17 protein-coding genes and 1 pseudogene are annotated in these 25,664 nt (G+C 57.5%); 6 read left to right on the plus strand and 12 right to left on the minus strand.

Annotation, left to right across the window (positions count from 1 at the left end; translation table 11 throughout):
* From DWW03_RS09635 to DWW03_RS09675, 9 genes and pseudogenes are all read right to left on the minus strand, one after another.
* A pseudogene (locus DWW03_RS09635) lies at positions 1 to 360 on the minus strand (MFS transporter); the annotation flags it as partial.
* Positions 361 to 744: 384 nt separating this feature from the next.
* Entirely contained in the window at positions 745 to 2,694 is a 1,950-nt protein-coding gene (locus DWW03_RS09640; RefSeq protein ID WP_181989615.1) for a LamG-like jellyroll fold domain-containing protein, read from the minus strand.
* A 132-nt stretch (positions 2,695 to 2,826) separates the two neighbouring features.
* On the minus strand, positions 2,827 to 4,797 hold the full coding sequence (locus tag DWW03_RS09645) for a BACON domain-containing protein (protein ID WP_118406669.1): 1,971 nt from the start codon (positions 4,795 to 4,797) through the stop codon (positions 2,827 to 2,829).
* Between the two features lie 73 nt (positions 4,798 to 4,870).
* Positions 4,871 to 6,166: a DUF1735 and LamG domain-containing protein gene (locus DWW03_RS09650; RefSeq protein WP_022062561.1), complete on the minus strand. Its 1,296-nt coding sequence runs from the start codon at positions 6,164 to 6,166 to the stop codon at positions 4,871 to 4,873.
* Entirely contained in the window at positions 6,156 to 7,187 is a 1,032-nt protein-coding gene (locus DWW03_RS09655) for a glycoside hydrolase family 18 (RefSeq protein ID WP_015547852.1), read from the minus strand. The genes DWW03_RS09650 and DWW03_RS09655 overlap by 11 nt, the downstream gene beginning before the upstream one ends.
* A 38-nt stretch (positions 7,188 to 7,225) precedes the next feature.
* Positions 7,226 to 8,869: a SusD/RagB family nutrient-binding outer membrane lipoprotein gene (locus DWW03_RS09660; RefSeq protein ID WP_022062562.1), complete on the minus strand. Its 1,644-nt coding sequence runs from the start codon at positions 8,867 to 8,869 to the stop codon at positions 7,226 to 7,228.
* Between the two features lie 12 nt (positions 8,870 to 8,881).
* Positions 8,882 to 12,253 (minus strand): SusC/RagA family TonB-linked outer membrane protein, encoded by a 3,372-nt coding sequence (locus DWW03_RS09665; protein ID WP_118406670.1) that lies wholly within the window; start codon positions 12,251 to 12,253, stop codon positions 8,882 to 8,884.
* 141 nt (positions 12,254 to 12,394) lie between these two features.
* Positions 12,395 to 13,348 carry a FecR family protein gene (locus DWW03_RS09670; protein WP_118406671.1) on the minus strand — a complete coding sequence of 318 codons (954 nt, stop codon included), beginning with the start codon at positions 13,346 to 13,348 and terminating at the stop codon, positions 12,395 to 12,397.
* 113 nt (positions 13,349 to 13,461) lie between these two features.
* On the minus strand, positions 13,462 to 14,049 hold the full coding sequence (locus DWW03_RS09675) for an RNA polymerase sigma-70 factor (protein WP_118406672.1): 588 nt from the start codon (positions 14,047 to 14,049) through the stop codon (positions 13,462 to 13,464).
* A gap of 355 nt (positions 14,050 to 14,404) precedes the next feature.
* Between DWW03_RS09675 and DWW03_RS17075 the strand changes: the two genes are divergently transcribed.
* Both DWW03_RS17075 and DWW03_RS09685 read left to right on the plus strand, forming a co-directional pair.
* On the plus strand, positions 14,405 to 14,713 hold the full coding sequence (locus tag DWW03_RS17075; protein WP_371300289.1) for a rubredoxin: 309 nt from the start codon (positions 14,405 to 14,407) through the stop codon (positions 14,711 to 14,713).
* Positions 14,661 to 15,239 (plus strand): hypothetical protein, encoded by a 579-nt coding sequence (locus DWW03_RS09685; RefSeq protein WP_240047980.1) that lies wholly within the window; start codon positions 14,661 to 14,663, stop codon positions 15,237 to 15,239. The genes DWW03_RS17075 and DWW03_RS09685 overlap by 53 nt, the downstream gene beginning before the upstream one ends.
* A 219-nt stretch (positions 15,240 to 15,458) precedes the next feature.
* On the opposite strand, the gene DWW03_RS09690 is transcribed toward DWW03_RS09685, so the two are convergent.
* Positions 15,459 to 17,483: a dipeptidyl-peptidase 3 family protein gene (locus DWW03_RS09690; protein ID WP_409012314.1), complete on the minus strand. Its 2,025-nt coding sequence runs from the start codon at positions 17,481 to 17,483 to the stop codon at positions 15,459 to 15,461.
* A 109-nt stretch (positions 17,484 to 17,592) separates the two neighbouring features.
* Between DWW03_RS09690 and panC the strand changes: the two genes are divergently transcribed.
* The 4 genes from panC (at position 17,593) to DWW03_RS09710 (ending at position 22,396) form a co-directional block, all read left to right on the plus strand.
* Positions 17,593 to 18,432 carry a pantoate--beta-alanine ligase gene (gene panC, locus DWW03_RS09695; RefSeq protein ID WP_022062568.1) on the plus strand — a complete coding sequence of 280 codons (840 nt, stop codon included), beginning with the start codon at positions 17,593 to 17,595 and terminating at the stop codon, positions 18,430 to 18,432.
* Positions 18,429 to 18,788: an aspartate 1-decarboxylase gene (gene panD, locus DWW03_RS09700; protein WP_015547859.1), complete on the plus strand. Its 360-nt coding sequence runs from the start codon at positions 18,429 to 18,431 to the stop codon at positions 18,786 to 18,788. Before panC ends, panD begins: the two co-directional genes overlap by 4 nt.
* Positions 18,789 to 18,970: 182 nt before the next feature.
* A complete protein-coding gene (locus DWW03_RS09705) occupies positions 18,971 to 19,483 on the plus strand; it encodes a DUF456 domain-containing protein (RefSeq protein ID WP_015547860.1) in 513 nt (170 codons plus the stop codon).
* A gap of 12 nt (positions 19,484 to 19,495) precedes the next feature.
* Positions 19,496 to 22,396, plus strand: a complete 2,901-nt coding sequence (locus tag DWW03_RS09710) for a M16 family metallopeptidase (protein ID WP_259301988.1) — start codon at positions 19,496 to 19,498, stop codon at positions 22,394 to 22,396.
* A gap of 98 nt (positions 22,397 to 22,494) precedes the next feature.
* Here DWW03_RS09710 and DWW03_RS09715 read toward each other — a convergent pair whose 3' ends face one another.
* Together DWW03_RS09715 and DWW03_RS09720 are read right to left on the minus strand one after the other, a co-directional pair.
* Positions 22,495 to 23,637 carry a hypothetical protein gene (locus DWW03_RS09715; RefSeq protein WP_015547862.1) on the minus strand — a complete coding sequence of 381 codons (1,143 nt, stop codon included), beginning with the start codon at positions 23,635 to 23,637 and terminating at the stop codon, positions 22,495 to 22,497.
* Between the two features lie 11 nt (positions 23,638 to 23,648).
* Entirely contained in the window at positions 23,649 to 25,655 is a 2,007-nt protein-coding gene (locus tag DWW03_RS09720; protein ID WP_118406675.1) for a DUF5689 domain-containing protein, read from the minus strand.
* Positions 25,656 to 25,664: the final 9 nt, after the last annotated feature.

The raw sequence follows: 25,664 nt of genomic DNA on the forward strand, positions 1-25,664 counted from the left end.
GTCGTGCGTCGCCCCGCTGAAGGCAACGACCGCAAAGACAGCAACACTGACCGCGAAGAACAGCGGAAGGTGAAGCGAAAGGGCCGCGACGCCGAACAGAACGCCGCTCAACAACTGGCTCCCCACGACCCAGAACTTCTTCGTCCGGTAAAGCTCCAAAAAAGGGCTCCACAGAAACTTGATCGTCCATGGCCACATGATCAGAGAGGTCCAGAACGCGATCTGAGCATCCGAGATCCCCAGGTCCTTGTACAGAACCGCAGAAACCATGTTCAGAACCACAAACGGAAGCCCCATCGCAAAGTACAAACTCGGAACCCATTCCAAAGGAGAATGTTTAAGATGACTAAGAGATTGCATAATACACAACTAAAAGAATGCTTAAAACATTATAAATATACGGATTTCATCCGATATGAACAACTTTTTTATATGTTTTATACTAAATCACAATAGGTTATTACTTATTCTGATATAGTGCGACAATCGCGAAATACAATCTTGTATTTTAACAAAGAAACCTGTTCGAAATTTTTTGTATCTTGTGATAGGTTATTTGAAATGCGGTATTTGAACGCAATAGGCTGAAAATAGACTGTTGCCTTCTCTACTGTATAAAGAATGTAACGACTCGATAAATCGAGTCGTTACGCTCTTTCAATCCCATAGCAGAATGGGATTCAGCTGCCACACACGAACCGTCGTTCCCGACGGACAGGCAACGCTTATTTTATCCGCTCGAAATTAGGGCAGACTCATCTCCACCCAGTTCATACCCGGGTCACCGATCTGCTGACCACCCGAAGAGTGGACGTTGATTTCACCCAGCATGTTGTTGCCCGAAGGAGAATGATCCTTGATAATCTGACCTGCTCCGTCGTTGAGTTTCCAGTAGCCTACCAGACCTTCCGAATCCACCGGAACGGAGTAGAAGTGGTTTTCGGCATTGATCTCCTCCTTGGTCAGCGTGCGGTTCCATACGCGCACCTCGGCCATATAACCGGGGAAGAAACGGTCGGCGTTGTAGGCATAACCGATCCAGAAAGCACGGTTGTAGTCGCTCTCGGAACCGCCGTATGCCACACCTAGGTTAAAACCGGAGTAATTGGAGATACCGGTTCGATACAAAAGTTCTCCGTCAATGTAGAAATAAGCGAAAGTATCGTCCCACGTCACGGCGACATGGTACCAGCGATCCAGTTCGGAGAGTTTCAACTTGGTATCCGTACGGTTTCCGCCTTGCATGGCCAGCTGAATTTGGTTCCAAGGCACATTGACGTCGCCCAGGCGGAGGAGGAATTTACCCTCGACACCCATGATGGTCGACAAAGATCCGGATACGCGCGTCTCCTGAATATTGACCAGCGCCTCCATGGTGCCGTTCTTCAAGCTGTTGAGCGCTCCGCCATTCTTCAAAAACGGGAAATAGCAGCGCGAGCGGCGCATGTCGGCCACACACTCGATCAGACCCTTGGGCTTCTGCGTAATATTGATGTTGACCGTCAGCGCCTCGGCGTTGTCGGGAGCGTTCTTCTCGGTGAGCACGACATCGCAGCTGCGAGCAGATCCGTTAACCAGAGCCTCCACTGTGAAGTGCAGGCCGCTATCGTCGGCATTATTATAGGTAAACCAGCCCGTCGCCCCCTCGCTTACCGTCACATCGAACTCGACATTGGCCGTTACCGGAATATCGAGTGTCTGAGCCTCCACATCTAGGAAATAGGCCAACTTCTCGGGCTCGATCTTCGACTTGGGAAGCTGAGTTACCTTCAGCACGGCTGTGCCGTTCTTCACACCCTTGATCGTCACGGTAGCCTCACGCGGAGTCTCACCGTCGTTCTGGGCCATGGAGAAATAGGCCGTCACGTCGGTCTCGGCGCCGCCCTCGGTGGGGCGGGCAATCGTATAGGTCAGCCACCCCTCGGTCTCCGATACGATTTCGGCCGTCAGGTTGCGATAGTTGACATTCGTCGTCAACTCCACGGCCAAACGCTCCACAGCCGTATAAGCCAGGCGCATTTCCGACTTCGACGTGATTTCGATGGTCTCGCCAGTTTCGCCTTTCTCGACGATCTGGAATTCGACCTCCTTACTGCCCATCTTGAAGACGTAGTTGGCGCTCCGCTCCTCCTCGGTCTCATTGGGATCCACCTCGAAGACTATCTCGGCACCGTCTTCTCCACTCGTAGCCGACGGCGTCACGAAATCGGACTCTCCTTCGAGCGTCCACGCGCCCGAGCTGGTAACCAGCACCGTCACCTTGCCGCCTTCGCAGGACAGGATGTTCGCCCCATCGGCATAGAAGAGTTCGAGCTGCTCCTCGGTCTCGGAGGCCTTTTTCTTGAGCGTAATCTTGAAAGACGCGGTCTTCTTGCCGCATGTGAACGTATAGGTGAAGACCTGGTCTTCCTCCTTGTCGTTGGCCTTCACGGTGAAGGCCACGATGTCGCCATCCTTGCCCTTAACGGCCGAAGGGAGCACATAAGCGTTCTCGGCGCCTTCGAGCGTCCACGCGCCCGAGCTGGTAACCATGGCCGAGACATCGCCGCCCTTACTCCCCACAACGCCTTCCATCGGCGAAACGGAAATCTTGTCTTCGGTAGTCGAAGGATCCACTTTGTCGTCGCTGTCATCGCAGGCTCCGCAGAGTGCGAGCGCAGCAGCGGTAAAAAGAAATATTTTCGAAATTTTCATATCTTGTCGTTCAGGTTTTAAGGATTTGTTCATTACCAGCGAACCGGAAAACGGCTTCGCCCGGTTCCGACCGAACGATCGGCGGCATCCCGGCCGAAGCCGGAACGCACGACCGAGTCGTTCGTTTTCAAGTTAGTTGATCGGGTGCGGTGCGGGATCGTATTGGCCCTCGCTGATCTTGTTGTAGACATTTTTGGGATCGCGTACGCTCTGCTCGTAGCAGCCCTCTGCCACGTTGCGGAACTGCCGGAGCGAATGCGAACGGTTGTTGCTGACCGTTCCGGTTCCGGAAGGATCGAATGCGAACCACATGATCCAGCCGTAACCCTGATTCATCAGTGCCTTGGCTCCAGACGACGAGATGGAGTAGCCATAGTTGAGTTGGATAGAGTTGCCGGCACATCCGCTCAGTCCCATACCGTTTACCGGTCTTGCCGAACCGCCGTAGTCGGCGCAGACGTTGTCAATGAATTCAGACGGCTTATGCTCCACACCGTCGATGAATACCGAAGGCAGAGAGGACTGGATATAGCCCAAGTAATAGAGGTGTACCCAAGTCTCCCAGGGGCACAATTCCTTCATCGCCTTTTTGGTCTCGTAGCAGAGACGGGCGGCCTGCTGGGAGCTGGGGCCTGCGAACCATTTTCCGGATCCGTAGTAGCGCGAATACTCGTCATCGAAACCGATACCATCGAGTTTATAGTCGAGACAGATTTGAGCCAGCTCCTTACCGAACTGCTCACAACCCCAGTCGCTCAAACCAGCGATGCCGGCCTGGTCGTGGTTGCCCAAGATGTCGAGCAACACCTTGATACCTTTCTTACGCAGCGGCTGGAGCAGTTCCTCCGAGTTGTCGAGTAACGCCTGCACGTTGGGGTTGGCATTCATGTAGACCTTCTGCTTCGAAGCATCCCAGTTGATGTTGCCAGCGAATAGCACGACAGCATCGAAAAACGGCTGACCGTCCTCCAAAATGTACTCAATGGCGTTGAGCGGGTTGCAGTCGTTCACCTCGAAATAACAGATGTTACGGATCTTCTTCGAACCAATGCGCGAAACTAGGAAGTCAACGTATTCAGCCTCATCTTTAACGACGATACCCTCCGTTTGGGCTACGGCCTGAAGGGGAACCATGTAGGTGGTTACATACTCCAGATCGGAAGCACTCGGCGTGAGCGTTACCTCGATCTGCGCAGAGGTTTCACCGGCGGGGATAGTCATCACGCCGTCGTTCGCAATGGTGCAGAGTTTCTCGGGGAATACGACATACTCGGTAGCGTGGTCGAAGTTGTACTCTTCGACATGGCGTTCGTCGAAGACGAGCTTCACCTTGGTCTCAACCATAGCGGTCTTCTCCAGCGTGAAGGTCAGGGTTTTCTTGACGGGCTCCACGGCATCGTGAGCGAACTGGATGTTCAGATCATCGGCCGTCGAGAGCGAACCGGCGATCTCCTCGCCCGGGGTGGGATTCTCGCTGCCGGCCTTCTGCGACACGGCGATCTTCGCAGTCTTCTCACCCTCGCTGGACGTCACGACGATCTGCCCCACACGGGCATCTCCCGTATTGTCCTTGGCGTTGACCGTCAGCTTGTCGCCCTGCTTCTCGGCCGTCATCCACTCCTCGGGGTAGGAGAACGTCCAGTCGGGTGCATTAGTCGTAACGGTCAGTTCAACGGCCTTGTTGCCAGTAGCCTCGAACCCAATGGGATCCGACGGCGAAATGCTCAGTACGATTTCACCTACTTCAAGCCCCTTTTGGTTTACGTTGATGTTGACGGGTTCGGCGTTACCGGCCGTAATCGTGATGCGGCCCGGACGTACGGACTCCGTGGTATTAGCCTGGGCATTCACAGTTAGTTTGTCGCCGTCCTGCTTGGCGACGATCCACTCACCGTTCTTCTCGAATGCCCACGACTTGGCGTCGGTCTTGACGGTCAGCACAACGTCCTGATTGTCGCCGGCCTTGAACTCAATAGCAGACGCAGGTGTTACCGACAGGGAATTCTTTTTGTTCACATCATCGTCATCGTTGCAACCGACGAGAGCCCCCGATGAAATGGCGAACATACCCGTTAAAAGCATCAGAAATGACTTTCTTTTCATGTTTGGTTGATTAGGTTAATTAAAAAGGTTAAATTAAAGTTAAGGAATTACGATTCTTCAGGTAATAAATCTCTCACTCTTCGGGAAGCGCGACGCTCTGCCAATTCACTTCGCGCTCGGTCTTCAGATCGAAGCCGTTGCCGGTATAATCCTTGACGGTCTTACCTTTCGTATTGTCGTCGAACTTCCAATAAGCCACCAGTCCGTCTGATGCGGGATCGATTTTGTAGAAATGGTTCTCGGAAGCGATCTCCTCGGCCGTCAGGGCCTTGTTCCAGAGGCGCACTTCGCCCATCATGCCGTCGAAACGACGCTCGTAGAACAAGTCGCCGTCCGACTGGAGGCGGTACGAGTGGCCGATCCAAAAGCAGCGCTCCTTGCCGTCCGTCTCGTCGGAGTGCGGAATGGCGAAGTTGATCTTGTCGATGATCACGGCATGCCCGTCGGTACCAGATACTGAAGCCTTGACCGTATCCTTCAGCTTGCCGTCGATATAGACGCAGATAGTGCCACGATCGAATGTGACGGCGATATGATGCCAAACGAACAGCTTGAGGTCATAACGGCTGTCGGCCTCGGCCGGAATCTTCCCGCGTGCAGGCGAGGTCTCCTCCTCCGAAACCTTCTTGGCGAAGGCCACCTGCAACTGGTTAGTCGGACGGCCGTCGTCGCCCAAACGGATGAGGAACGTATCCTCGATGCCCATAATTGTCGAGATCTTGCGGTCGAACGAGTTGGCGTAGACGAGCGCTTCGAGCGTGAAGGTCTCCATGTCCTTCACCGCCTCGGTATCAGCCGTCCACTCGGGCCAGGCGCAGTTGTTCTCCATCTCGGCCACGACGTTGATGAGCGCGGCCTTCGAGAAGACGAAGTAGACCGTCCGGGCGCTTTCGAGGATATTCATGCCGTCGGCCGACACGATGCGTACGGGCAGCACATAACGCTGCTTCTCCTCGATGGGCAGATTGTCCAAATTCGTAAAGGCGAAGGTGAGCGGCGCACTCTCCACCATCCCGGCCGTGATGACAGTCGAATTATCCGCGAAATCGTAATAGCCGCCGTTGGCAGGGAGCAGTTCGGCCGTTGGATCGTCGTAGAACATCCGGTAGTGCTCCAACAGACCGGGAGCCTCGGCGAACGTGACCGTGATGTCGCGCTCCCGGGGCTGGGCCATGGCGACGGTAACGTCGCAGCTCTCTTCCCGGGTCACGTCGAGGTTGTCCCGTTTGATAAACACGTCGTCGGTGAACGACGTGGCGGAGATGAACACCTGATTGCTGAAGTGGTGTTTGCCCTCCTCATCCTCCTTGCAGCCCATGAATACGGCTACCAGGAGCAGACACAATGCGAATCCTAATTTATTTTTCATCGTCGTTTTTATTTTCGGGATTGTTTTCGGGCTCCTCTTCGGGCTCGGGGTTCAGGATGCCGAGCGCCTCGCGGATTCTCTTGTATGTTGGCGTATTGAAATAGTCTTCCTGTGCGTTCGATGCGCAGAGCCCCAGCTTATCGCACTGTACAGTCTGGGAGGTTTTCGGATCCATCACCCACTGCGCGGCCACCTGGAGCGAAGCGCCCACCTGAGCGTCGTCGCCACCGTCGGCGATCGACGGCACGGAGGCTTCCAGCACGACCCGGTTGCTCGGAACACCCTCTTCGAGTTGGTCGCGCACCATACGGGAGATAGCCACCGACGACGAGGCACCCTCAGTCAGGATGATGACGTAGTCACACTCCGCAAGAATCGTCTGGTTCTCGATGCTCGTGATGAAGGCGGGGTATCCGCGGAAGAAGAGTAGCTTGTTGGGATTGTCGCGGCGCCACGTGTCCGCCGCCAGGACGAACGGAGCTGCGGCGCTGCTGTCGTAACCGCCCAGATAGGAGACGACGATGCCGTCGAATCCGTATCGGGAGCAGGCCGCAAGCTGCTTTTCAGTCTCGGCCTTGCAGTACTCGGCGAACTTCTCCTCCGTATAGTCGCCCTCGTGCTCTGTACCGAAAGATGCCTCCTTCATGGCGTCCCAGGTACTGCGGATTGTCGTATAGTCCACGACGTTGAGCGTGCGGGTACCCTTCTTCGAACGTACTTCGGCGATCTCGTCCGACAGCGCCGGATGCAGGTCGTCGACGTCGGTCATGAGCAGGTAATCCACACTGTCGGGCATGGACATCGGATGCTGGTTCTGCCGGTTCGGAGCGGTCGAAGTTCCCCGGACGATCATCATCGTCACCAGGTGTTCGCCGACCTTGAAATCCCGGAGCGATGTCAGAAAAGCCGGATCATTCTGATTCATCGGCGGCAGAAAATCTTTGTGTTCGGCTTCCGTCCAGTCGCTGCACGAGGCCAGCAGGGCCGCCGCGGCGAAGAACGGAATGAATATGCGTTTCATGTCGAATTTCGTTTTAATGGGTTAAACGGTGTGTACGGTTATTTGACGGCCGGATTGCAGTCCCACCACATGCGGGTTGCCATGTTATCGGAGCCACCAAGCATCTCCACAGCCTTGGCGTAGTTCTCCGGGTTGTTGGTCGCCTCGTCCGCAGGATAGGACATGCGGCGAGCGCCGAGCGTAAGGTTCCGGATGCCCTGCGAGTTATTGCCCACGGCAGACTCCATGGCCGGAATCAGGTGCGGAAAGCCTGTACGGCGGAAATCAGCCCACGCCTCGTTGCCAAGATGGAAGTTGGCGATCCACTTCTGGATGATGATGCGCTCCTGCATCTCCTCCTTCGAGGCGCTGTCGTTCCAAGCCACCCCCAGCTGGGAGAGCTGTGTAGAATAGGAGGTCGCACCGCCGTTGGGGTCGGTGTAGGATTCCGGAAGAGTGGTGCCGACAAGGTATTCGTCGACGCCCGCAACACCCCACTGTTCGAACGAGAGGCGGACGCCCTGCTCGTAGAAGGTCTTAGCGCTGCCACCCATGTTCCAGCCGAACACGCCGACGGCTTCCGCCTTCAGGAAGGCCACCTCGGCGGCATTCATCCACTGCAACGGAGTAGCCATGCCATCTACGAAGTTGACGCCTGAATAGAGCAGCCCCACAGTGCTGAGCGCTGGAATGGCGATACCACGACGCATGCCCACATACTCAAGGGCATTGTCCCCGGAGAACTGTGCCTTGCTGAAATATTTCTCGCGGCGCGGATCCTCATAACCGTTCATGTAGCAGATGATGTCGGCTGCAGCATGCGAATCGCCGCCCGTCACCGACCCAGCTGGGGAGTTGTACATGCATGCCGTATAGAGCGGATTGCCGTCCTTGCCGAAGGCCAGGGACGAAAGCTGCGCATTGTCTGCGTTCGACTGCATGACACCGACAGAGTGCGCCACGGCCTGTTCGCCCAACTGCTGCGGAGAGAGGCCCTTCGAGCTTACGAAATCGGTGTATACCACCCGCATGGCCAGCCGCAGCTTCATCGAGTTGGCAAAACGGCACCATTTCACGGCTGTGCCGTCGAAGACTTGGTCGGTCGTGCTCGTGATGCTCCTGTCGATGTTCTCGTCCAACAGGGCGATTGCCTCGTCCAATTCATCGAACATCTGCGAATAGACCTTGGGCTGGTCGTCGTAAGCCACCTGGATCTTACCGGTGCTTCCGATCTCGGAATAAGGAATCGGGCCATAAGTGTCCGTCACACGGTTCAGGACGCAGACCTTCACGATCTTGAGGATGGCCAAAACGAGCGGATCCTCCGAAATCCCCTCCACGTTCGACATGTTACTGTACAGTTGCGGGATGACTTTGTCGCTGTACATGAACACGTTCGTCCAGTTGTCGGTCGGGTTGTATTTGGAAATGGTGTTCGTCCAGCCATTGTTCGCATCAGCGTAATAACCGCCCTGCGTACTGCCCAGCAGACAGTCAGTGAACTGCGCCGTATTGACATCCGTCGAGACGACGGTCCCGAACATGGCAGAGAGTCCCGAGGCGATGGCGTAGTCCTTGGCCTCCATCTGCTCCTTGTCCACCTCGTAGGGATTGCTGTTGATGTCGAGGTAATTCTTGGTGCATGCGCCCAGAACGCACACAACTGCGAAGGAGAGCGCCGCTTTTATCAATTTGTCTTTCATCGTGTCGCTGTTTTAGAATTTGAGACGGAGATTGAATCCTACGTTGCGCAATGACGGCATCATGAAGTAATCAATACCTTGATAGTAGTTGCCCGTCGTAGCGATGCTTTCTGGATCGAACGGAGCCTTGTTGTAGAGCATCCACAGATTGCGGCCCACGATAGAAACCGTAATCTCGCAGACGTTACGCAGCAGCTTGCGGGGAATCGTGTAGCCAATCGAAGCCTCCTGCAACCGCACGTTCGTGGCCGAGTAGGTGTAGAACTGCGGGATGGAATTGCCGCCTGCGATGGCCGAATACCAAGTGTAGGCATCCACCACGTCGCCGCCGTTGAGCGTCACGCCTCCGGCATCGCGCGCCGCGGCCGTAACCTCTGACACGCCGTATTGGTCGAGCATGGCCTGCGTACGCGAGTAGACGATGCCGCCCAGACGGGCCGAAATCATGAAGCCGAAGTTCAGGTTCTTCCAGCGGAAGTCGTTGCGCCACGACATGTTGACATCGGGCAGTACGCTGCCCAGCTTGACATACTTATTCACATCCTGGATCGTCTCCGTAGCTACATTTCCGTTCTCGTCGATGTAAATGGCATTGTTCTCGTCGTAGCGCAAATCGCGGCGGGAGTAGAGGTCGCCCAACGTACCGCCCTCCTGCAGTAGGAACTGTGCGTCGCCCAGACCGCCCATGTTGAGCCGGTCGATCGAGAAGCGCTCGCCCGTAGCGTAGTTGATGACGTTGTTGGCCAGCGAGATGATCTTATTCTGATTGGTCGACAGGGTGTAGTTGGTATCCCACGTGAAGTCGCGCCAGGTGTTCCGATAACCCAATGCCAGCTCGATACCCTGGTTACGGACGTTACCCGACTGGATGATGATCTTGGAGAAACCCGTACCGCCCGAGATCTGCGGGTCGAAGGTCTGGTTCGACGTATGCGAATTGTAGTAGGTGAAATCGAGGTTGAAATGCTTGAGGAAACGCATCGTCAGACCCACCTCGAACGACTTGGTGCGCTCGGGCTTGAGGTGATAGGTGGGATACTGCGTCTGCGTGTTCCACGACAGGCCGCTTTCGTTCCACGAATAGAGCGGGTTGGCGATGTAACGCTCGAAGGCAACGCCCACCGAGGCGAACGAACCGCGCAACTTGATATAGGAGAGATTTTCAGGCATGTTGGGAATGAGCTGCGACAACACGACCGAAAGTCCGACCGAAGGATAGAAGAACGACTTGGCGTTCGAATGCGGACCCGCCAGTTGCGAAGGCCAGTCGTTGCGACCCGTAAGGGTCAGGTAGTAGGTGCCCTTGTATCCCACCTCGGCCGAAGCGAAGATCGACTGCGTCTGCTCACGCCAGCCTTCCTGCTTACGGACGGTCTTGGTCGAATTACTCAAGTTCTGAATGTTGAAGACGTTGGCCAGCCCCTGCTTCTCGCCCGACGTACCGTCGGCAATGGGGCCGCGGATCTTCAGGGCGTCGTTCTTCATATCCGAGAACGAAGCACCGATGTTGGCCTGCAACGACCAGTCGTCACCGAACGTTTTATTGATATTGAGCAAAGCATCACCATAAACCTGGCGGTCCATCGTCTTGGTGACGCCGTAAAGGCCGTTGGCGGACTGCTCGGTGAGCTGCACGTTCGAGGAAGCATACATCTTTTCGGTGTAGGTGTTGTGCGAGTTGTCGATGCGGATGCGGCCTGAAACATTCAGCCAGTCGAGGATGTCGTACGACAGCGCCGCGTTGAGCATGTAACGATCCTTACGGTTCTCGCGCAGGTTGCGGTAGTTCGCCCAGTAGGGGTTCTGCATGGTGATGGAGCCGTCACCCATCGGCCAGTACTGTTTCGAAATCTTGTCTATGGGATCGTAGCGCTCATACATTTCGATATCCGCCCAGTCATCGCCGCGCGGGAAGAGGTAGGCTCCCGTCAGAGGGTTGTTGTAGGTTCCCTGATTGATCATGTTGCAGTCTTCCTGCAATATGTAGCTGGCTCCTACGTCCAGTCTCATCTTGTCGTTCAGAAAAGAGGAGGTGTTGCGGAACGTGAAGTTGTAACGGTCATAGCTGTTGTTGGGCACGATGCCGTTGGAATTGATGGCCGCGGCTGAAAAATAGGTCTGGTTCTTCTCCGTTCCGGTCGAAAGCGAAACGCTCTCGGAATTGGCTACGCCGGTACGGAAATAGTCTTCGCGGGGATCGTAGCCGTATCGGTTGGCGCGGTTGAGCCGCTTACCCCAGCTGTAACTGGCCACGTTGATCGGCGTAGTAAGGTTGCCCGTACCGTACCGGTTCTGGAACTCGGGAAGAACGAACGGAGTCATGATCTCAACACCGGCCGTCGCAGTGACGGAGAGCTGCCCCGCCTGTCCCTTTTTCGTTGTCACGACGATGGCGCCGTTGGCCGCGTCCGAGCCATACAATGCAGCTGCCGCAGCACCCGTCAGTACGGAAATCGACTCGATGTCCTCGGGGTTGATGTCCGCAATGGGATCGGTCGTACCCTGCGAACTGAACTCTGTGCCGCCCTCCTGGGCTTTGGTGAACATCGGCACGCCGTCGATCACGTAAAGCGCATTGGAGGTCTGCGAAATGGACTTCATACCGCGCATGATGACCTTCGAAGCGCCGCCGACGCCCGCCGACGAGGCGTTGATGTTCACACCAGCCACCTTACCGTTGAGCGAGTTGATGAAGTTGGCGTCCTTGTTGGCCGTGATGGCATCGGAATTCACCTGCTGCACGTTGTACGACAGGGCTTTCTCGGCACGTTTGATGCCCAGGGCCGTAACGACGACCTGCTCGACCTCGATGGACGAATTGGCCAGCGTGATGTCGAAAGTCGTACGCGAGCCGATGGGCACGACACGGGTTTCGTAGCCGATGAAGCTGACCGACAGTTCGGGGTTGTCGACCGAGGCGGGGACCGTCAGGGCGAAGTCTCCGTCGATGCCGGTGGTCGTTCCGACGGTCGTGCCCTTGATCAGAACGGTGGCTCCGATAATGCCCAGGCCGCCGGAATCCTTCACCACGCCCGAGATGGCCGACGGCCGCGCTGCGGCGACGCGCTTCGACAGCACGATGTTGGGAACCGTGATCTCATAGGTGATGTCCGTGTCCTTGAACAGCAGCGGCAGCACCTCGTTGAGAGGCTTCGAATCGGCCTTGATCGAGACGATGCGTTTCGTGTCGATTTCGTCCGTATAAAGGAAAAGATACTTGGTCTGCTTTTCGATTTCGTTCATGACGGTCTTCATCGGAACCTTCGTCATGTCGAGCTTCACCGCGATTTTCTGCGTTTGGGCCACGGCGGGCGCACCGCACAGGAACACGGCGAGAATTAGAGTAATCAGGCATTTTATCTGCCTAATACTTAAATTTTTCATAAGTTTGCTGATTTAAGATCAATAGGTTAGCAATCGAATCACTGTTTATCTCCCGCCGGCGGACACGACCGTGTCCGGACGCGTCGGCGGTGCAGCATAAAAGTGTCTTGAGGCAGAGGCGGTTTATTCCATAGAGTCGGTTTAGATTTTAGTTATTTTTATGTGGATCGTATTCGTCTCGTCGTCGCGCGTATAGGAGAAGTTATTGGTGATCTGGAGCAGCTTCAGCGCATGGTCCACACCGTCCGACACGCGGATTTTGCCGTGGTATTTGAGTTCGGGCATATCCTCGGGATTGTCGATCGTGATCCGGACTCCGTAATAGTTCTCGAATTTGCGGATCACCTCCGTGAACGACAGCGTGTTCAGGTTCATCAGCCCGTCGACCCAGCGGAAGTCGTCCGGATCGGTTATCCGGTTGAGTTTGAGATGTCCGTCGACCAGGTCGATCTGATCGTTGGGCGAGAGAATGAAGGATTCGCCGCCGACGAGGCGGTTCGAGATTTTCAGCCGCCCTTCGAGCAGCGCCGCCGAGAAATCGGCGGTCCGGGCATCGGCCAGGATGTTGAATTTCGTACCCAGCACCTCGGCATCGCAGGCGAATGTTTCCACGATGAACGGACGGCTGGCGTCATGTTCCACCTCGAACATGGCCTCGCCCGAAATCTTGACCCGGCGTGTCTTTCTGGAAAAGATCGAAGGGTATTCCAACTTGGCGCCCGAATTGAGCCATACGGTCGTCCCGTCGCTCAAGGTGACGGACATGCTCTGCCCGTTGGGCGCGGTAATGGCCATCATGTCCCGGGTACGGCGTTCGAGAATCCGGTCGGCCATATAGTGGCCCAACCCGGCGCATGCGAGCAGCACGGCCGCAGCCGCGGCACTCCATTGAGCCGTTCTCTTCCAGAGCGAAACGGTATGTCTGCGGATACGGGGCTGCGCCTCTCCGGCCAGGATATTGAGGTTGGAAATATAATCGAGCCGATCGAGATACCGCTGGTTTTCCGTTGACGCGTCCAGCCAGTCGAGCACCTCGACGAGTTCCTCCTCCGAGGTCTCGTTTCTCAAGTATTTCTGCAATAAAAGATCGTCCATGTGTTCGTGTTATATAGTAATAACAAACACACGGAGGGGGTAAGTAGTAAAAAATGCAAGTTTTTTTGAAAAAAGATCGGAACGGACTCCTGACAGCCCTGCGGGGCGCTATTTCACCACCGGGACGAGAGTATCAGGATGATCAGCACGGCCGGGAGGTAATCCTTCAGTTCGGAGCGCATCAGGTTGAGCGCCCGGCGGATTTCGAAATTGACATGGCTGACGGAAATTCCCAGTTCGGCGGCGATCTCGCTGTATGTCATATTCCTGATCCGGCTTAACAGGAATACGCTGCGGGTCATTTTCGGCATCTTGCGGACTGCCTGTTTCAGGATGGCGCGAATCTCTTCGGAGAAGAGCAGATCGGGATCGCAGGCCGACAGCGAGCGCACGTCGGCCTGAAGCCGGCGCGTCAGCGTCGAATGCATGTCCTGTTCGGCCCTGCGGTGGCGGATTTGGGCGTTGAGGTGGTTCAGGCAGCGGTTTTTGACCGAAGTGAGGATATAAGCCGGCACATTGATGTCCGCCGGCAGGGTTTCATGCATTTCCCAAAAGGTCATAAAACTGTCCGACACCAGGTCTTCGGCGGTCTCCCGATCGCGGACATAGCGGTATGCCAGGGCGATAAAACGGGGCTTGAATTCGAAAAATAACTTCCCGAATTCCGTGGAGGAGATGCTGCCTGTCTTGACGTCTGCCATTTGAAGTCCCGTCTGTCCGGTACACGAAAATACCGGCGAACCCGATTCAGGATTCGCCCATCAAAAATTTCCCCCCCCCCGATAAAAATCGGATTGGGAGTCATTGATAATGTTGTATTTACCAAATCATTCAATTTCCGGATGCTTTTGTCGGACAGGAAACCGTCGGTGGTTCCTATCATCGACAAAGATAGCAATAAAAGTGATAATTGAGCTGTTTGCGGTGAAATAGTTTTCCGATACGGAGTGGCCGAAACGGCCCGGACGACAACAAAAACGGCCCCGGAACCGCTTTGCGAAAAGAGCGGACGGATGATTTCGCCTATATATATTATCGGTATAGGACGTCGGCCGGATTTCCGCCGCGCCCGGAACGCCGTCCGAGGAGATTCCCGACGACCGGACATGCCCGGTTTGCGGCGTCGGCAAGAGCAATTCCGAAGAGGTCGAGGAGCAGCCCGGAAAGCGAGGCGCAGCCCCGAAAAGGAGCGCCCCGCGGCATTTCGGAGAGCCGTTTCAAAAAAATCGGGGGGGGTATATAACCTTCGCCGATTTTTGCTATTTTTGTCCGTCGCGCACGGTGCGCGGTCAAGAATCAAATCAATACAATGATGAAAAAAATCCTATTCCTGATGGCTGCAACGGCCATGATGTGGGGGTGTGATGCAGTAAAGGCACAGACCCTCGAACCCGAATTCGAGGGAGAGGTCGTCGGCGTATTCCCCGACGGCTCGTCCAAGAAGCTCGAAAAACACAACGTGCGGATGCGAACGGGCGCCGGCGTCTACATCGCCGGATTCGCAGCCAGCAAATCCAAAACAAAAGTACTCGTGGAAGGCGGTTCGGCCAGCGTGCGGTTCGACGCAGCGCAACCGATCGCGCTCATCGTCCGCGCCAAGGACAATAAGGCCGACCCCATGTCCATCGTGCGCGTCTTCCGCATGAAGAGCACCAAGAAAAACCGGTCGGCGGTGATCTCGGCCGTCGGGTCGTTCTCGGTGAACTCCAACACGATGGACTACCTGCGGTTTTCGGCCGAGAAATACGGCGAAAGCTCCTACCGTCTGACCTTCGACGAACGCCCCGCAGGCGAATACGGCATCATCGTCTCGAACCCCAACAACGTGGACGAGAAGATGGTGATCGTCTCGACGTTCGCCATCGACGGCGGAGCCGCGGCGAAAGAGTAAGCCGGAACCACACGGTTCCGAACAGTACGGTGCAGAGCGATTCTGCACCGTTTTCGCTTATCGCGGAGCAGGTAAAGAGCCCGTGAGAATCGAAACGTCTTCGGTCAGTGCGGTGCAGATGTCGTGCATCGTGAAGAATCCCCGGATGGGTAGTCCTCGGCGGACGTCCCATTCGGGGATTCGAGGGATGTGCGGCAGGTGCGCCGCAATCATCGAAAACTAATTGATGTTGGGCAGGAACGAATAATCCTTCGCGTAGCCGAGCATCTGTCCCACGTAGTCGGCCGGGTAGGAGATCTTCACGTCGACGATCCTGCCGTCCTTCTCCACCAGTTCGTATTCGGGATTGACGAAACCGCCGTAAGGCTCGATGTCGAGCGCATAGTAGCGGTCGCGGACCTCCTTGTGCAGCTCGGGATCGACCGTGACGGCATACTGCTCGACCAGCGTCTTGCCGGCTTCGTAGTCGCCCTCGGACTTGATGCGCTGCACCTCGCGGAGCATCTGGCCGAACAGGTCGCGCAGTTTGCCGAAGTCGTTGACCACGGCGTAGGTCTTGCCGTTCTCCTTCACCAGCTCGATCACCTTGTCGGCCTTGCCGCGCTCGTAGCACCACTCGCAGATCAGCTTGCGGTTGCGCATGTGCGACTCCTCGACGTTCTTGCCCGGCTCGATGCGCGCCAGCTGGGTCATCATGCCGTTGAGGATATACTTGGCATAACCCGCCTTGGCGACGTCGAGCGAGGGAATCAGCCCCAGTTCGACCAGCTTCGGATCACCCAGGTAGTAAAGCCCGAACAGGTCGGCGCGGGTCTCTTCGAGCGTCGAGCCGTAGCTCTTCAGCTCGCCGCCCTTGACACCCGGAGCCAGCTGGCCCGAGCCGTGCCCCAGGCACTCATGCAGGTCGGTGTGCAGGTCGTCGGCCAGCTTGCCGTACCGCTCCATCCGCTCGCGGTCCTCGGCGCGGAGCACGAACTCCTCGTTGAAACCGTTGCCGTGAGCAGCCATGTCGTAGGCATAGGTGATGTTGTCGATGGTGACCGACTTCGAGCCGTACTCCTTGCGAATCCAGTCGGCATTGGGCAGGTTGATGCCGATGGGCGTCGCGGGATAGCAGTCGCCGCCGAGCATCGCCACGGTGATGACCTTGGCCGAAACGCCCCTCACGACCGGCTTGCGGTAGGCCTCGGCCACGGGCGAATGATCCTCGAACCACTGGGCGTTGTCGGAGATCACCTCCGTGCGGTGGCAGGCCTCGGTGTCCATGAAGTTGACGTTGGCCTCCCACGAAGCCTTGCGGCCCAGCGGATCGCCGTAGTCCTCGATGAAGCCGTTGACGAAATCGACGTTCGAAACGGTGTCCTTCACCCAGCCGATGTTGTAGCGGTCGAACTCTTTCAGATCGCCCGTCTTGTAGTAGCTGACGAGCGCCGCGATGTTGGTCTTCTGCGGCTCTTTGGCCACGGCCTGCGCCTTTTCGAGCCAGTAGACGATCCGCTCGATGGCCGGCGAATACATGCCGCCCAGCTTCCAGACACGCTCGCAAATGCGTCCCGCGTCATCCTTCGTCAGCTGCGAGTTCAAGCCGTAGGAGACCGGCTCGGGATTGCCCGCATCGGCGGCGGCCATGTCGGCGTAGAACGCCTCGGCCTCGGCCTGGCTCACGTTGTGGTAGTAGTTGCTCGACGAGGTGAGCAGCAGGTCGTCGCCGGCCTTCTGGTTGAGCTTCGTCGGATAGAGCGCCGGATCGAAGATCGCCCGGCAGACCTCGCCGCGCAGGGAGTTCAGGGAGCCGAACTTCTCCTCGGGGATGGTCTCGATCGCGTCGAGCAGGTAGCCTTCGGTGAATTCGGGCACGAACTTGTCGTTCGAATAGTGGTGGTGGATGCCGTTGGCGAACCATACCTTCTTGAGATATTTCTCCAACGCCTTCCACTCGGCCGTCGTGCGGTCGCCCTTATAGTTCTCGTAAACCGTCTCCAGCGTGCGGCGCACGGGGAGGTTCACCGGGCAGTTCTGGTCGAAAAGAATGTCGCGGCCGCATTTGGCAGCCTCGGAGAGGTAATAGATCAGCTCCTTCTCTTCGAGCGGCAGGGCGTCGAAACCGGGAACTTCGTAACGGATGACCTTGATGTCGTCGAAACGGTCGACGATCCACGGCATATCGCCCTTGAGGCCACCGCCGCACGAGGTCAGTGCGGGAATGATGAGTGTCATAGATACAATAGTAAAAAGCTTTTTCATGCTCGTTCGAAATTAGTATTCCTACAAAAGTAATGCTTTTTCTGCGATTTTCCTTCTTTATGTCTGCGGGAATTTCTACCTTTGCCCCGCAACTCGTTTCAAGAAAGAGATGAAAGTATTTACAAGCGTCAAGGAACTTCGCGCCGAACTGGACCGGACGGAACAGTCGGGTATCGGCTTCGTACCCACGATGGGCGCCCTGCATGCGGGCCACCGCTCGCTCGTGGAGCGCGCCCGCAGGGAGAACGCCACGGTCGTCGTGAGCGTCTTCGTGAACCCCACGCAATTCAACGACAAGAACGACCTGCGGCACTACCCCCGCACCCCGGAGGCCGACCGGCGCCTGCTGGAAGAGGCCGGCGCGGATTTCGTGCTGATGCCTTCGGTCGAAGAGATATATCCCGAGGAAGACACCCGGATTTTCGATTTCGGGCAGATCGACAAGGTGATGGAGGGTGCGACGCGCCCCGGACACTTCAACGGCGTGGCGCAGGTCGTCAGCCGCCTGTTCGACATCGTGCGCCCGGCACGCGCCTACTTCGGGGAGAAGGATTTCCAGCAGATCGCCGTGATCAAGGCGATGACGGCCCAGTTGAAACTGCCGGTGGAGATCGTCGAATGCCCCATCGTCCGCGGAGAGGACGGACTGGCGCTCTCGTCGCGCAACACGCTGCTCGACGAGGCGCACCGCGCCGCAGCGCCGCACATCTACGCCACGCTGCGCGCAGCCGTGGAGAAATCGCACGAAATGACGCCCGCCGAACTGAAGGCATGGGTCACGGCAGAAGTGGAGCGCAACCCGCTGCTCAAGGTCATCTACTACCAGTCGGTCGACGCGCTGACGATGCAGGAGGTCGCCGCATGGAGCGACTCGGTGCGTATCCAGGGCTGCATCGCCGTACAGGCCGGGGAGATCCGTTTAATTGATAATATCTGTATCCGATCATGAAATTCCAGATTGAAGTCATCAAATCGAAGATCCACCGCGTAACGGTCACGCAGGCCGACCTGAACTACGTGGGGAGCATCACCATCGACGAGGCGCTCATGGAAGCCGCCAATGTGATCGAAGGCGAGAAAGTCCAGATCATGGACATCAACAACGGAGAGCGTTTCGAGACCTACACGATCAAAGGCGAGCGCAACAGCGGCTGCGTGTGCCTGAACGGCGCCGCGGCACGCAAGGTGCAGGTGGGCGACGTAATCATCATCGCATCCTACGCGCTGATGGATTTCGAGGACGCCAAGCAGTTCCGCCCGTGGATCGTTTTCCCCGACACGGCGACCAACCGGCTCGTGAAATAACGCGCCCCGGCGCGGCGGCAGGCCGACCCGACACAAAATCTCCCCGAAAAGGGAGGTTTTTTCGTTTAATCCGTTATCTTTGCAGAAGATAACCCCTGCGGCGGCCGCGCGCCCCGGCCGGTCCGGACGAATCCGCCCGGCTCACCGGATAGTTCCGCCGCCGCAGGGCCAAGCACTTTTCGATGGACATAACCCTCTCCATAGCCGCCTTTGCGCTCTCGATACTGGGCATCATCGGCTGCATCGTACCGGCTCTGCCGGGCGTGGCGTTGAGCTACGCCGGACTTCTCTGCGCCTGGTTCACCTCCTACTCCCAGATGACCTCCGGGGCGATCTGGCTGTGGCTCGCCGTGACCGTCGCCGTGAGCGCCGCCGACTATTTCCTGCCCGCATGGATGACGCGGCGCTTCGGCGGATCGCGCTCGGGAGCCATCGGGGCCACGGCAGGCGTCTTCGCCGGGTTCTTCCTCTTTCCGCCCGTGGGGATCATCCTCGGCCCGTTCGCGGGCGCCGTGCTGGGCGAACTGCTCAACGACCGGAGCGACGTTCCGAAGGCTTTCCTCGTGGGATTCGGGTCGTTCCTCGCATTCGTCGTCGGCACGGGCGTCAAGCTGGCCGCCTCGGCAGGCATGCTGATCCATGTCGCGGCCGACACCTACCCCGCTCTCCGGGACTGGTTCGCAACCACTTTCTAAAACATATCGCATATGAAAAGGTTTCTACTACTAACGGCGGTCATCCTCGCGATGCTCGCTTCGTCTTGCAGCAAATACAAGTACGAAACGGTGTCGGGCGATCCGCTGAAAACCCGGATTTACACGCTTCCAAACGGCCTGAAGGTCTACATGAGCGTCATGAAGGAGCAGCCCCGCATCCAAACGGCCATCGCCGTGCGGGTCGGCGGCAAGAACGACCCCGCCGAGACGACCGGTCTGGCACACTACTTCGAACACCTGATGTTCAAGGGAACCGAAAAGTTCGGAACGTCCGACTACGCCGCCGAGAAACCCATGCTCGACGAGATCGAACGGCTCTTCGAGGTCTACCGCAAGACCACGGACGAAGCCGAGCGCGCGGCGATCTACCACCGCATCGACTCGATCAGCTACGAGGCTTCGAAGATCGCCATTCCCAACGAATACGACAAACTGATGGCCGCCATCGGCGCCAACGGGACCAACGCCTTCACGTCGCAGGACATGACCGTTTACGTCGAGGACATCCCTTCGAACCAGATCGACAACTGGGCTAAAATCCAGGCCGACCGATTCCTTAATCCCGTGATCCGTGGCTTCCACACCGAACTGGAGACCATCTACGAAGAGAAAAACATGTCGCTGACGCAGGACGGCCGCAAAATCTGGGAGGCGATGGACGCCGCGCTCTTCCCCAACCATCCCTACGGCACGCAGACCGTGCTGGGAACGCAGGAGAGCCTCAAGAACCCGTCGATCACCAACGTCAAGAACTACCACAAGACCTACTACGTGCCCAACAACATGGCCGTCTGCGTCTCGGGCGACTTCGATCCCGACCAGATGATCGCAACGATCGACAAGTACTTCGGCGGCATGCAGCCCAACCCCGACCTGCCGAAACTGGAATTCAAGCCCGAAGAGCCGATCACCGCGCCCGTGGTGAAGGAGGTCTATGGCCCCGAGGCCGCGCGCGTCATGCTGGGCTGGCGGCTGCCGGCCGCAACGGACCCCTCGAACGACGTGGCGGACATCGTAGGTTCGGTCCTCTACAACGGGCAGGCAGGCCTGATTGACCTCGACCTGAACCAGCAGCAGAAGGTGCTCTCGGCCTATGCCTACGCCTCTGCGCAGCCCGACTACGGAACGTTCCTCATGGCCGGCAGCCCCAAAGCCGGGCAGTCGTTGGACGAAGTGCGCGACCTGCTGTTGGCCGAAGCAGCAAAGATTCGCGCCGGAGAGTTCGACGAAGGGTTGATCAAGGCTTCGATCAACAACTACAAGATGCAGCTGATGAACGAGTTCGACAAATACGACCAGCGCGCCATGTTCTACGTCTACTCGTTCATCTACGGCAAGGAGTGGGCCGACGACATCCGCCAACTGGAACGCATGGAAAAGATCACCAAGCAGGATGTGGTGGACTGGGCCAACAAATACCTCGGTCCCGAAAGTTACGCCATCGTCTACAAACGCGAAGGCAAGGACCCCGGTGAGCAGAAGATCGCAGCCCCGAAAATCACGCCCATCGCCACCAACCGCGACGCGCAGAGCGTATTCCTGACCGAAATCCAGAACACGGAGGTGAAACCCATCGAACCGGTGTTCGTGGATTACAAGAAGGACATGTCGCAGTTCGAGGCCCGCAAGGGAATCGACGTACTTTATAAGAAAAACGAGTCGAACGACATCTTCACACTGACCTATGTGTTCGACACGGGCACGGAGAACGATCCGGCGCTCAATCTGGCGTTCGACTACCTGGGCTACCTCGGTTCCGAGTCGCTGACGGCCGAGCAGATCGCCTCGAAGATGTACGGCATCGCCTGCTCGTTCTCAATGCAGGCCGGCCCCACCTCGTGCCGCATCTCGATTACGGGACTGGGAGAAAATATGGCCGAAGCCATGGAAATCGTCGAGGGACTGCTGAACGGGCCCAAGCCCGACGAGGCGATTCTCGCCAACCTCAAAGCCGACATGATCAAGAGCCGCGCTGACGCCAAACTTAACCAGGGCCGCTGCTTCGGCGCCCTGCAAACCTACGTGTTCTACGGTCCCGACTTCATCCGCCGCACGACGCTCACCAACCCGGCGCTCGAAGCGATGAGTTCCGAAATGTTGTTGGCAAAGATTGGCGAACTGATGGGCAAACAGCACGAAGTGCTCTACTACGGCCCGCAGTCGGAGAAAGAGGTGACGGAGGCGCTGGCCATGCACCACAAAACGTCTGCGGAGCTTCAGCCGCTCGAAAAGAAGCACCTGCAACTGCTGCCCACGGACGAAAGCAAAGTGCTGATGGCCCAATACGACGCCAAGCAGCTCTACTACCTGCAATATGCAAACCTCGGCAAACAGTTCGACGTCGCGGCCGACCCCGAAATCACGCTCTACAACGAGTATTTCGGCGGCGGCATGAACTCGGTCGTCTTCCAGGAGATGCGCGAGGCACGCGGCCTGGCCTACACCGCGCAGGCCAGCATCATGCAGCCGAACTACGCCGACACGAAGTACGGCTACATGGCTTTCATCGCCACGCAGAACGACAAGATGCAGATGGCGATCGAAGCTTTCGACGAGATCATCAACAACATGCCCGAATCGGAGACTGCGTTCAAAATCGCCAAAGAGGGACTGATCTCGCGCCTGCGCACCGACCGCACGGTGAAGGAACAGGTGCTGTGGAGTTTCATCGGACTGCGCAACCTGGGCCTTGAGGAGGACCGCGACAAGCAGATTTTCGAAAAGGTGCAGGCGATGACGCTCGCCGACGTGAAGGCCGCGCAGGAGAAGTGGGTCAAGAACCGCAAATACGTCTACGGCATCCTGGGCGACATCCAGGATCTCGACCTCAACTACCTCAAGACGCTCGGTCCGATCCGGACCGTCTCGCAGGAGGAGATATTCGGGTATTAAACCGGCAAAAGATGTTCCAAAAAGCCCTTTCCTTTCGGAAAGGGCTTTTTTCAGGCAATCCGGACAAAGAGGAGGCGCAGCGCGCTCCCCTTCCGGAATCAGAGATAAGTCGTAACGCCGTCCCCGCTTTCGATGTCGGCGAGCGATCCCGAAGCATCGGCGGCCAGCTTCCGGCAGACAGCCGAACGGCCGCGATAGTAACCGCCCTGCGTAAAACTGCCGCCGAAGAAAACGAACTCCCCGGCATCGTTGCCGCCGTCGGGAAAGAGGAACGTATTGGTTCCCTGCCCGAAGAAGGGCTGACCGACGCCCGACAGGAGGTTCTTCGTGCTGTAAAGATCGTTGTCGGGAATCCGGTAGCCGTAACCGGCCGGGTTGTAGACGTCCGTGGTAATGGTGGCGCCGTAGAAGACCGCGTCGCACGGGACACTCTTTTCGTCGACCTCCGTACCCTTGAAAACAGCGATGCCGTCGGCGATATTTTTATTGCCGTTGCTGTTGTAGTTGTGAAGGAATCCGGTGGTCTTGTCGCCGATGCCGTCGGCCCCGGCCTGCGTATTGTAGTCGACACTGCAAATCCAGTTGGCGCCGCTGATGTCCGCACTCGAATTGCCGTTGAGCCGCTTGTTGACACCGCCGACATAGAAGAATGTACCCTTGGCCGCACGGCCCGAGGTGAGGTTGAACTTGTAGGTAACGTAACTGCCCTGCACCCAGCCCTTGGCGTTGACCTTGTTGTTGCGGCAGGCGATAACGCAGTAGGGCGTCTGCGCAAAGTCGATCTCCTCGAGGGCCATGAACTGAATGTATTCGTTGTTCGTGTCGCTACCCTTGGCGTCGGCCAGCATGCCCGTAATGACGATGGCGCTGCGGAACTCCTTGGCCAAAGGCTCGACCGTCATAATGATGGGCGCCTCATCGCCGGAATCCAGGCGGAACGAATGGAAACAGTCGCTGGCCGTACCGGGGAAGTAGCTGAACGCAGCGCGGTACTCCCCCCGGGTGCTTCCCTTGAAATGGATGCAGCCGTTCTCGTCGGTGGTGTGCCGGTGGGAGTAGAGTTCTCCGTCGTCGCCGATGAAGTTGAGCGTGAGCGGCTCGTTGGCACGCGGGGCGTCGGTCTTGGCGTCCATCACCTGAAGCGTGCGCGGCAGGAACCAGGCGCCGTCGTTGTCGTCGTCGCTGCACGAACCTGCCAGCAGGCAGGCCGTGAGCAGCAACAGGATATTCTGGAATTTCATGGAATCGTCATTTACTTGTTATACTTGATAGATACGTGGCCCAGCCGGTTCGTGGCGTTGGGCACGACCGACGACTTGCCGTCGGTTCCGGTCAGGCTGGCGCAGCGCAGACGAATGCTGACCGACGCCTTGTCCTGCAAAGCGGCGGGCAGGGCGAAGTCGAAGACCTTGAAGCCGGGCATGTAATGAGGCAGCGCATTTTTCGAGTCGCACTGGCCGATGACGGTATAGCTGCCGCCCGGAACGGCCGTCCACGACGTACCGTCGGTCGAATATTCGACTACGAAATCGCGCGGTCCGGTAGCCAGCAGCGAATTGGTCTCGATCTGCAACGACAGCTGCGAACGGATTCCCGAGGTCGAGACGTTGCTGATAAGCCAGTAGGTGTCCGTATCCCACAGCGCCGAATACATACCGCCGCCCTTGACCGTATTGGCCGTACCCTGACCGTTCGAGTCGACGTCGCCGCGCGGCTTGTTGCCGAAATAAATGCGGCCGCTGCCGGCGAGGAAGGCGTTGTAGAAACCGTCGGCATTGCTCTTGTAGAGCGAGGCGGACGCCGGGCCGGTCGTCGGGGCGACGTGGGTCACGCCCTCCTTGAATCCGGCGGGTTTGACACAGGTCCACTCGACGAGCACCTTGCTGAAGCTGTTCTCGCGCGAAGGGTCGAGGGCGATCTCCGCCTGGGTGAGGTGACGGATCTGGAAAGCGCCCATCTCCCCGAAATTGGAGTTGTACTCGCGGGTCAGGATGCCCGTGACGGTTCCCGAACCCATCGGCAGCGAATGACGGCGGTAATCCACGCCGAAATTGGTCAACATGTACAGATGGTCGCCGTTGATATCGCGCAGGCACGTGCTGTAGTACTTGGTGAGATTCTTGCCGTAGACATTGACGCCGCCGCCGGATACATAGTACTCGTCGTAGTTGACAAGACCGCCGTAAGGCATCGCGATCTCCACGTCGCGCAGCCGGACCAGCGAGAAAAGCATCTCGTCGGTCAGATCGCGGATGTAAACCTCGCGGGGCTGTACGGGCGAACCGGCCTCTTTCTGCATGATATGTTCGGCGGCGATACCCGTGAAAACTTTATAGGTGAACGTCCCTTCGGCAACCTCCTTCACGGTGCTGCCCAGCAGCCAGAGCCTTACACGGTCGTTGCGGGCGACGCCCAGGTCGATCGTCGACTCGAAGAGCAGCGCACGGCCTTCGGCGTCCTGAATCGAATAACGCCGATTCGGGAAGTTGGCATTGCGTCCGTCGAGCACGATCTGCCCCGTGACGTAGACGTTTTCCTCCACGTCGCCGGTCCCGAGGGCTGCCGCAAAGGCGAAGTCCTTTTCCGTGGCGGCAGAGGGATTCATGCTGAAAGACTGGGTGATACGTACGGCCGCTTCGGTCGTGCGGCCGAACTCATCCTGATAGAGGAGCGAAATCACCGCGATGCGCCGTTCAGACGAGTCGTTCTCCCCGGCGTCGAATGCGAGTTTTCCGTCGGCGAGGGTCAGGTTTTCGATCCATGCCCCGCCTTCCTCGTCCCCGTAGCTGACCGAGAGGTCGATGCCCGAATCGACGGACGTTTCAACGGCGATTTCGTGGTGTGCTGCCGTGGCGGAAATCGGCAGGGCTTCGGTTTCGAGACGGATATACGACTCGACGGGCATTTGCGAAAGGATGAACGAGTCGCTGGCGTCGCCCGAGAGCGTCGTGGCCGTAATGACGGCCGTACGCTTCTCGGTCATCGAGGTATTCTCCGAGTAGGTGATGATCACCGAGGCGCTTTTGGCGCCCTTCGTCAGGTTGAGTGTGAACCAGTCCGCGTCGCTGTGGAGTTTCCACGACGTGTCCGAACGCAGGATGAAAGAGGCGGTGCTGCTCTCGGGGCCGATGACGACCTCGGGCTTGTCGAAATGCAGCGTGGAGGTCTCGTCGTCGTCCGAACAGCCGCAGAAGAGCGCCGCGGCGCTCAACACGACCGCCGTACGGGCGATAAACCGCTTGATGAAGTATGTGTTCATTGTTCAGTT

The organism is Alistipes sp. AF14-19, from assembly GCF_003461645.1.
Classification (GTDB): Bacteria; Bacteroidota; Bacteroidia; order Bacteroidales; family Rikenellaceae; genus Alistipes; species Alistipes shahii.

Bases quoted from the DNA above. Each gene is read 5' to 3' on its own strand.
- DWW03_RS09675 (WP_118406672.1), bottom strand. From the start codon at position 14,049: ATGGCAGACGTCAAGACAGGCAGCATCTCCTCCACGGAATTCGGGAAG.
- DWW03_RS09645 (WP_118406669.1), bottom strand. From the start codon at position 4,797: ATGAAAAGAAAGTCATTTCTGATGCTTTTAACGGGTATGTTCGCCATT.
- DWW03_RS09640 (WP_181989615.1), bottom strand. From the start codon at position 2,694: ATGAAAATTTCGAAAATATTTCTTTTTACCGCTGCTGCGCTCGCACTC.
- DWW03_RS09665 (WP_118406670.1), bottom strand. From the start codon at position 12,253: ATGAAAAATTTAAGTATTAGGCAGATAAAATGCCTGATTACTCTAATT.
- DWW03_RS09685 (WP_240047980.1), top strand. From the start codon at position 14,661: ATGAAAAAAATCCTATTCCTGATGGCTGCAACGGCCATGATGTGGGGG.
- DWW03_RS09715 (WP_015547862.1), bottom strand. From the start codon at position 23,637: ATGAAATTCCAGAATATCCTGTTGCTGCTCACGGCCTGCCTGCTGGCA.
- DWW03_RS09670 (WP_118406671.1), bottom strand. From the start codon at position 13,348: ATGGACGATCTTTTATTGCAGAAATACTTGAGAAACGAGACCTCGGAG.
- DWW03_RS09690 (WP_409012314.1), bottom strand. From the start codon at position 17,483: ATGAAAAAGCTTTTTACTATTGTATCTATGACACTCATCATTCCCGCA.
- DWW03_RS09720 (WP_118406675.1), bottom strand. From the start codon at position 25,655: ATGAACACATACTTCATCAAGCGGTTTATCGCCCGTACGGCGGTCGTG.
- panC (WP_022062568.1), top strand. From the start codon at position 17,593: ATGAAAGTATTTACAAGCGTCAAGGAACTTCGCGCCGAACTGGACCGG.
- panD (WP_015547859.1), top strand. From the start codon at position 18,429: ATGAAATTCCAGATTGAAGTCATCAAATCGAAGATCCACCGCGTAACG.
- DWW03_RS09705 (WP_015547860.1), top strand. From the start codon at position 18,971: ATGGACATAACCCTCTCCATAGCCGCCTTTGCGCTCTCGATACTGGGC.
- DWW03_RS09655 (WP_015547852.1), bottom strand. From the start codon at position 7,187: ATGAAACGCATATTCATTCCGTTCTTCGCCGCGGCGGCCCTGCTGGCC.
- DWW03_RS09660 (WP_022062562.1), bottom strand. From the start codon at position 8,869: ATGAAAGACAAATTGATAAAAGCGGCGCTCTCCTTCGCAGTTGTGTGC.
- DWW03_RS09650 (WP_022062561.1), bottom strand. From the start codon at position 6,166: ATGAAAAATAAATTAGGATTCGCATTGTGTCTGCTCCTGGTAGCCGTA.
- DWW03_RS09710 (WP_259301988.1), top strand. From the start codon at position 19,496: ATGAAAAGGTTTCTACTACTAACGGCGGTCATCCTCGCGATGCTCGCT.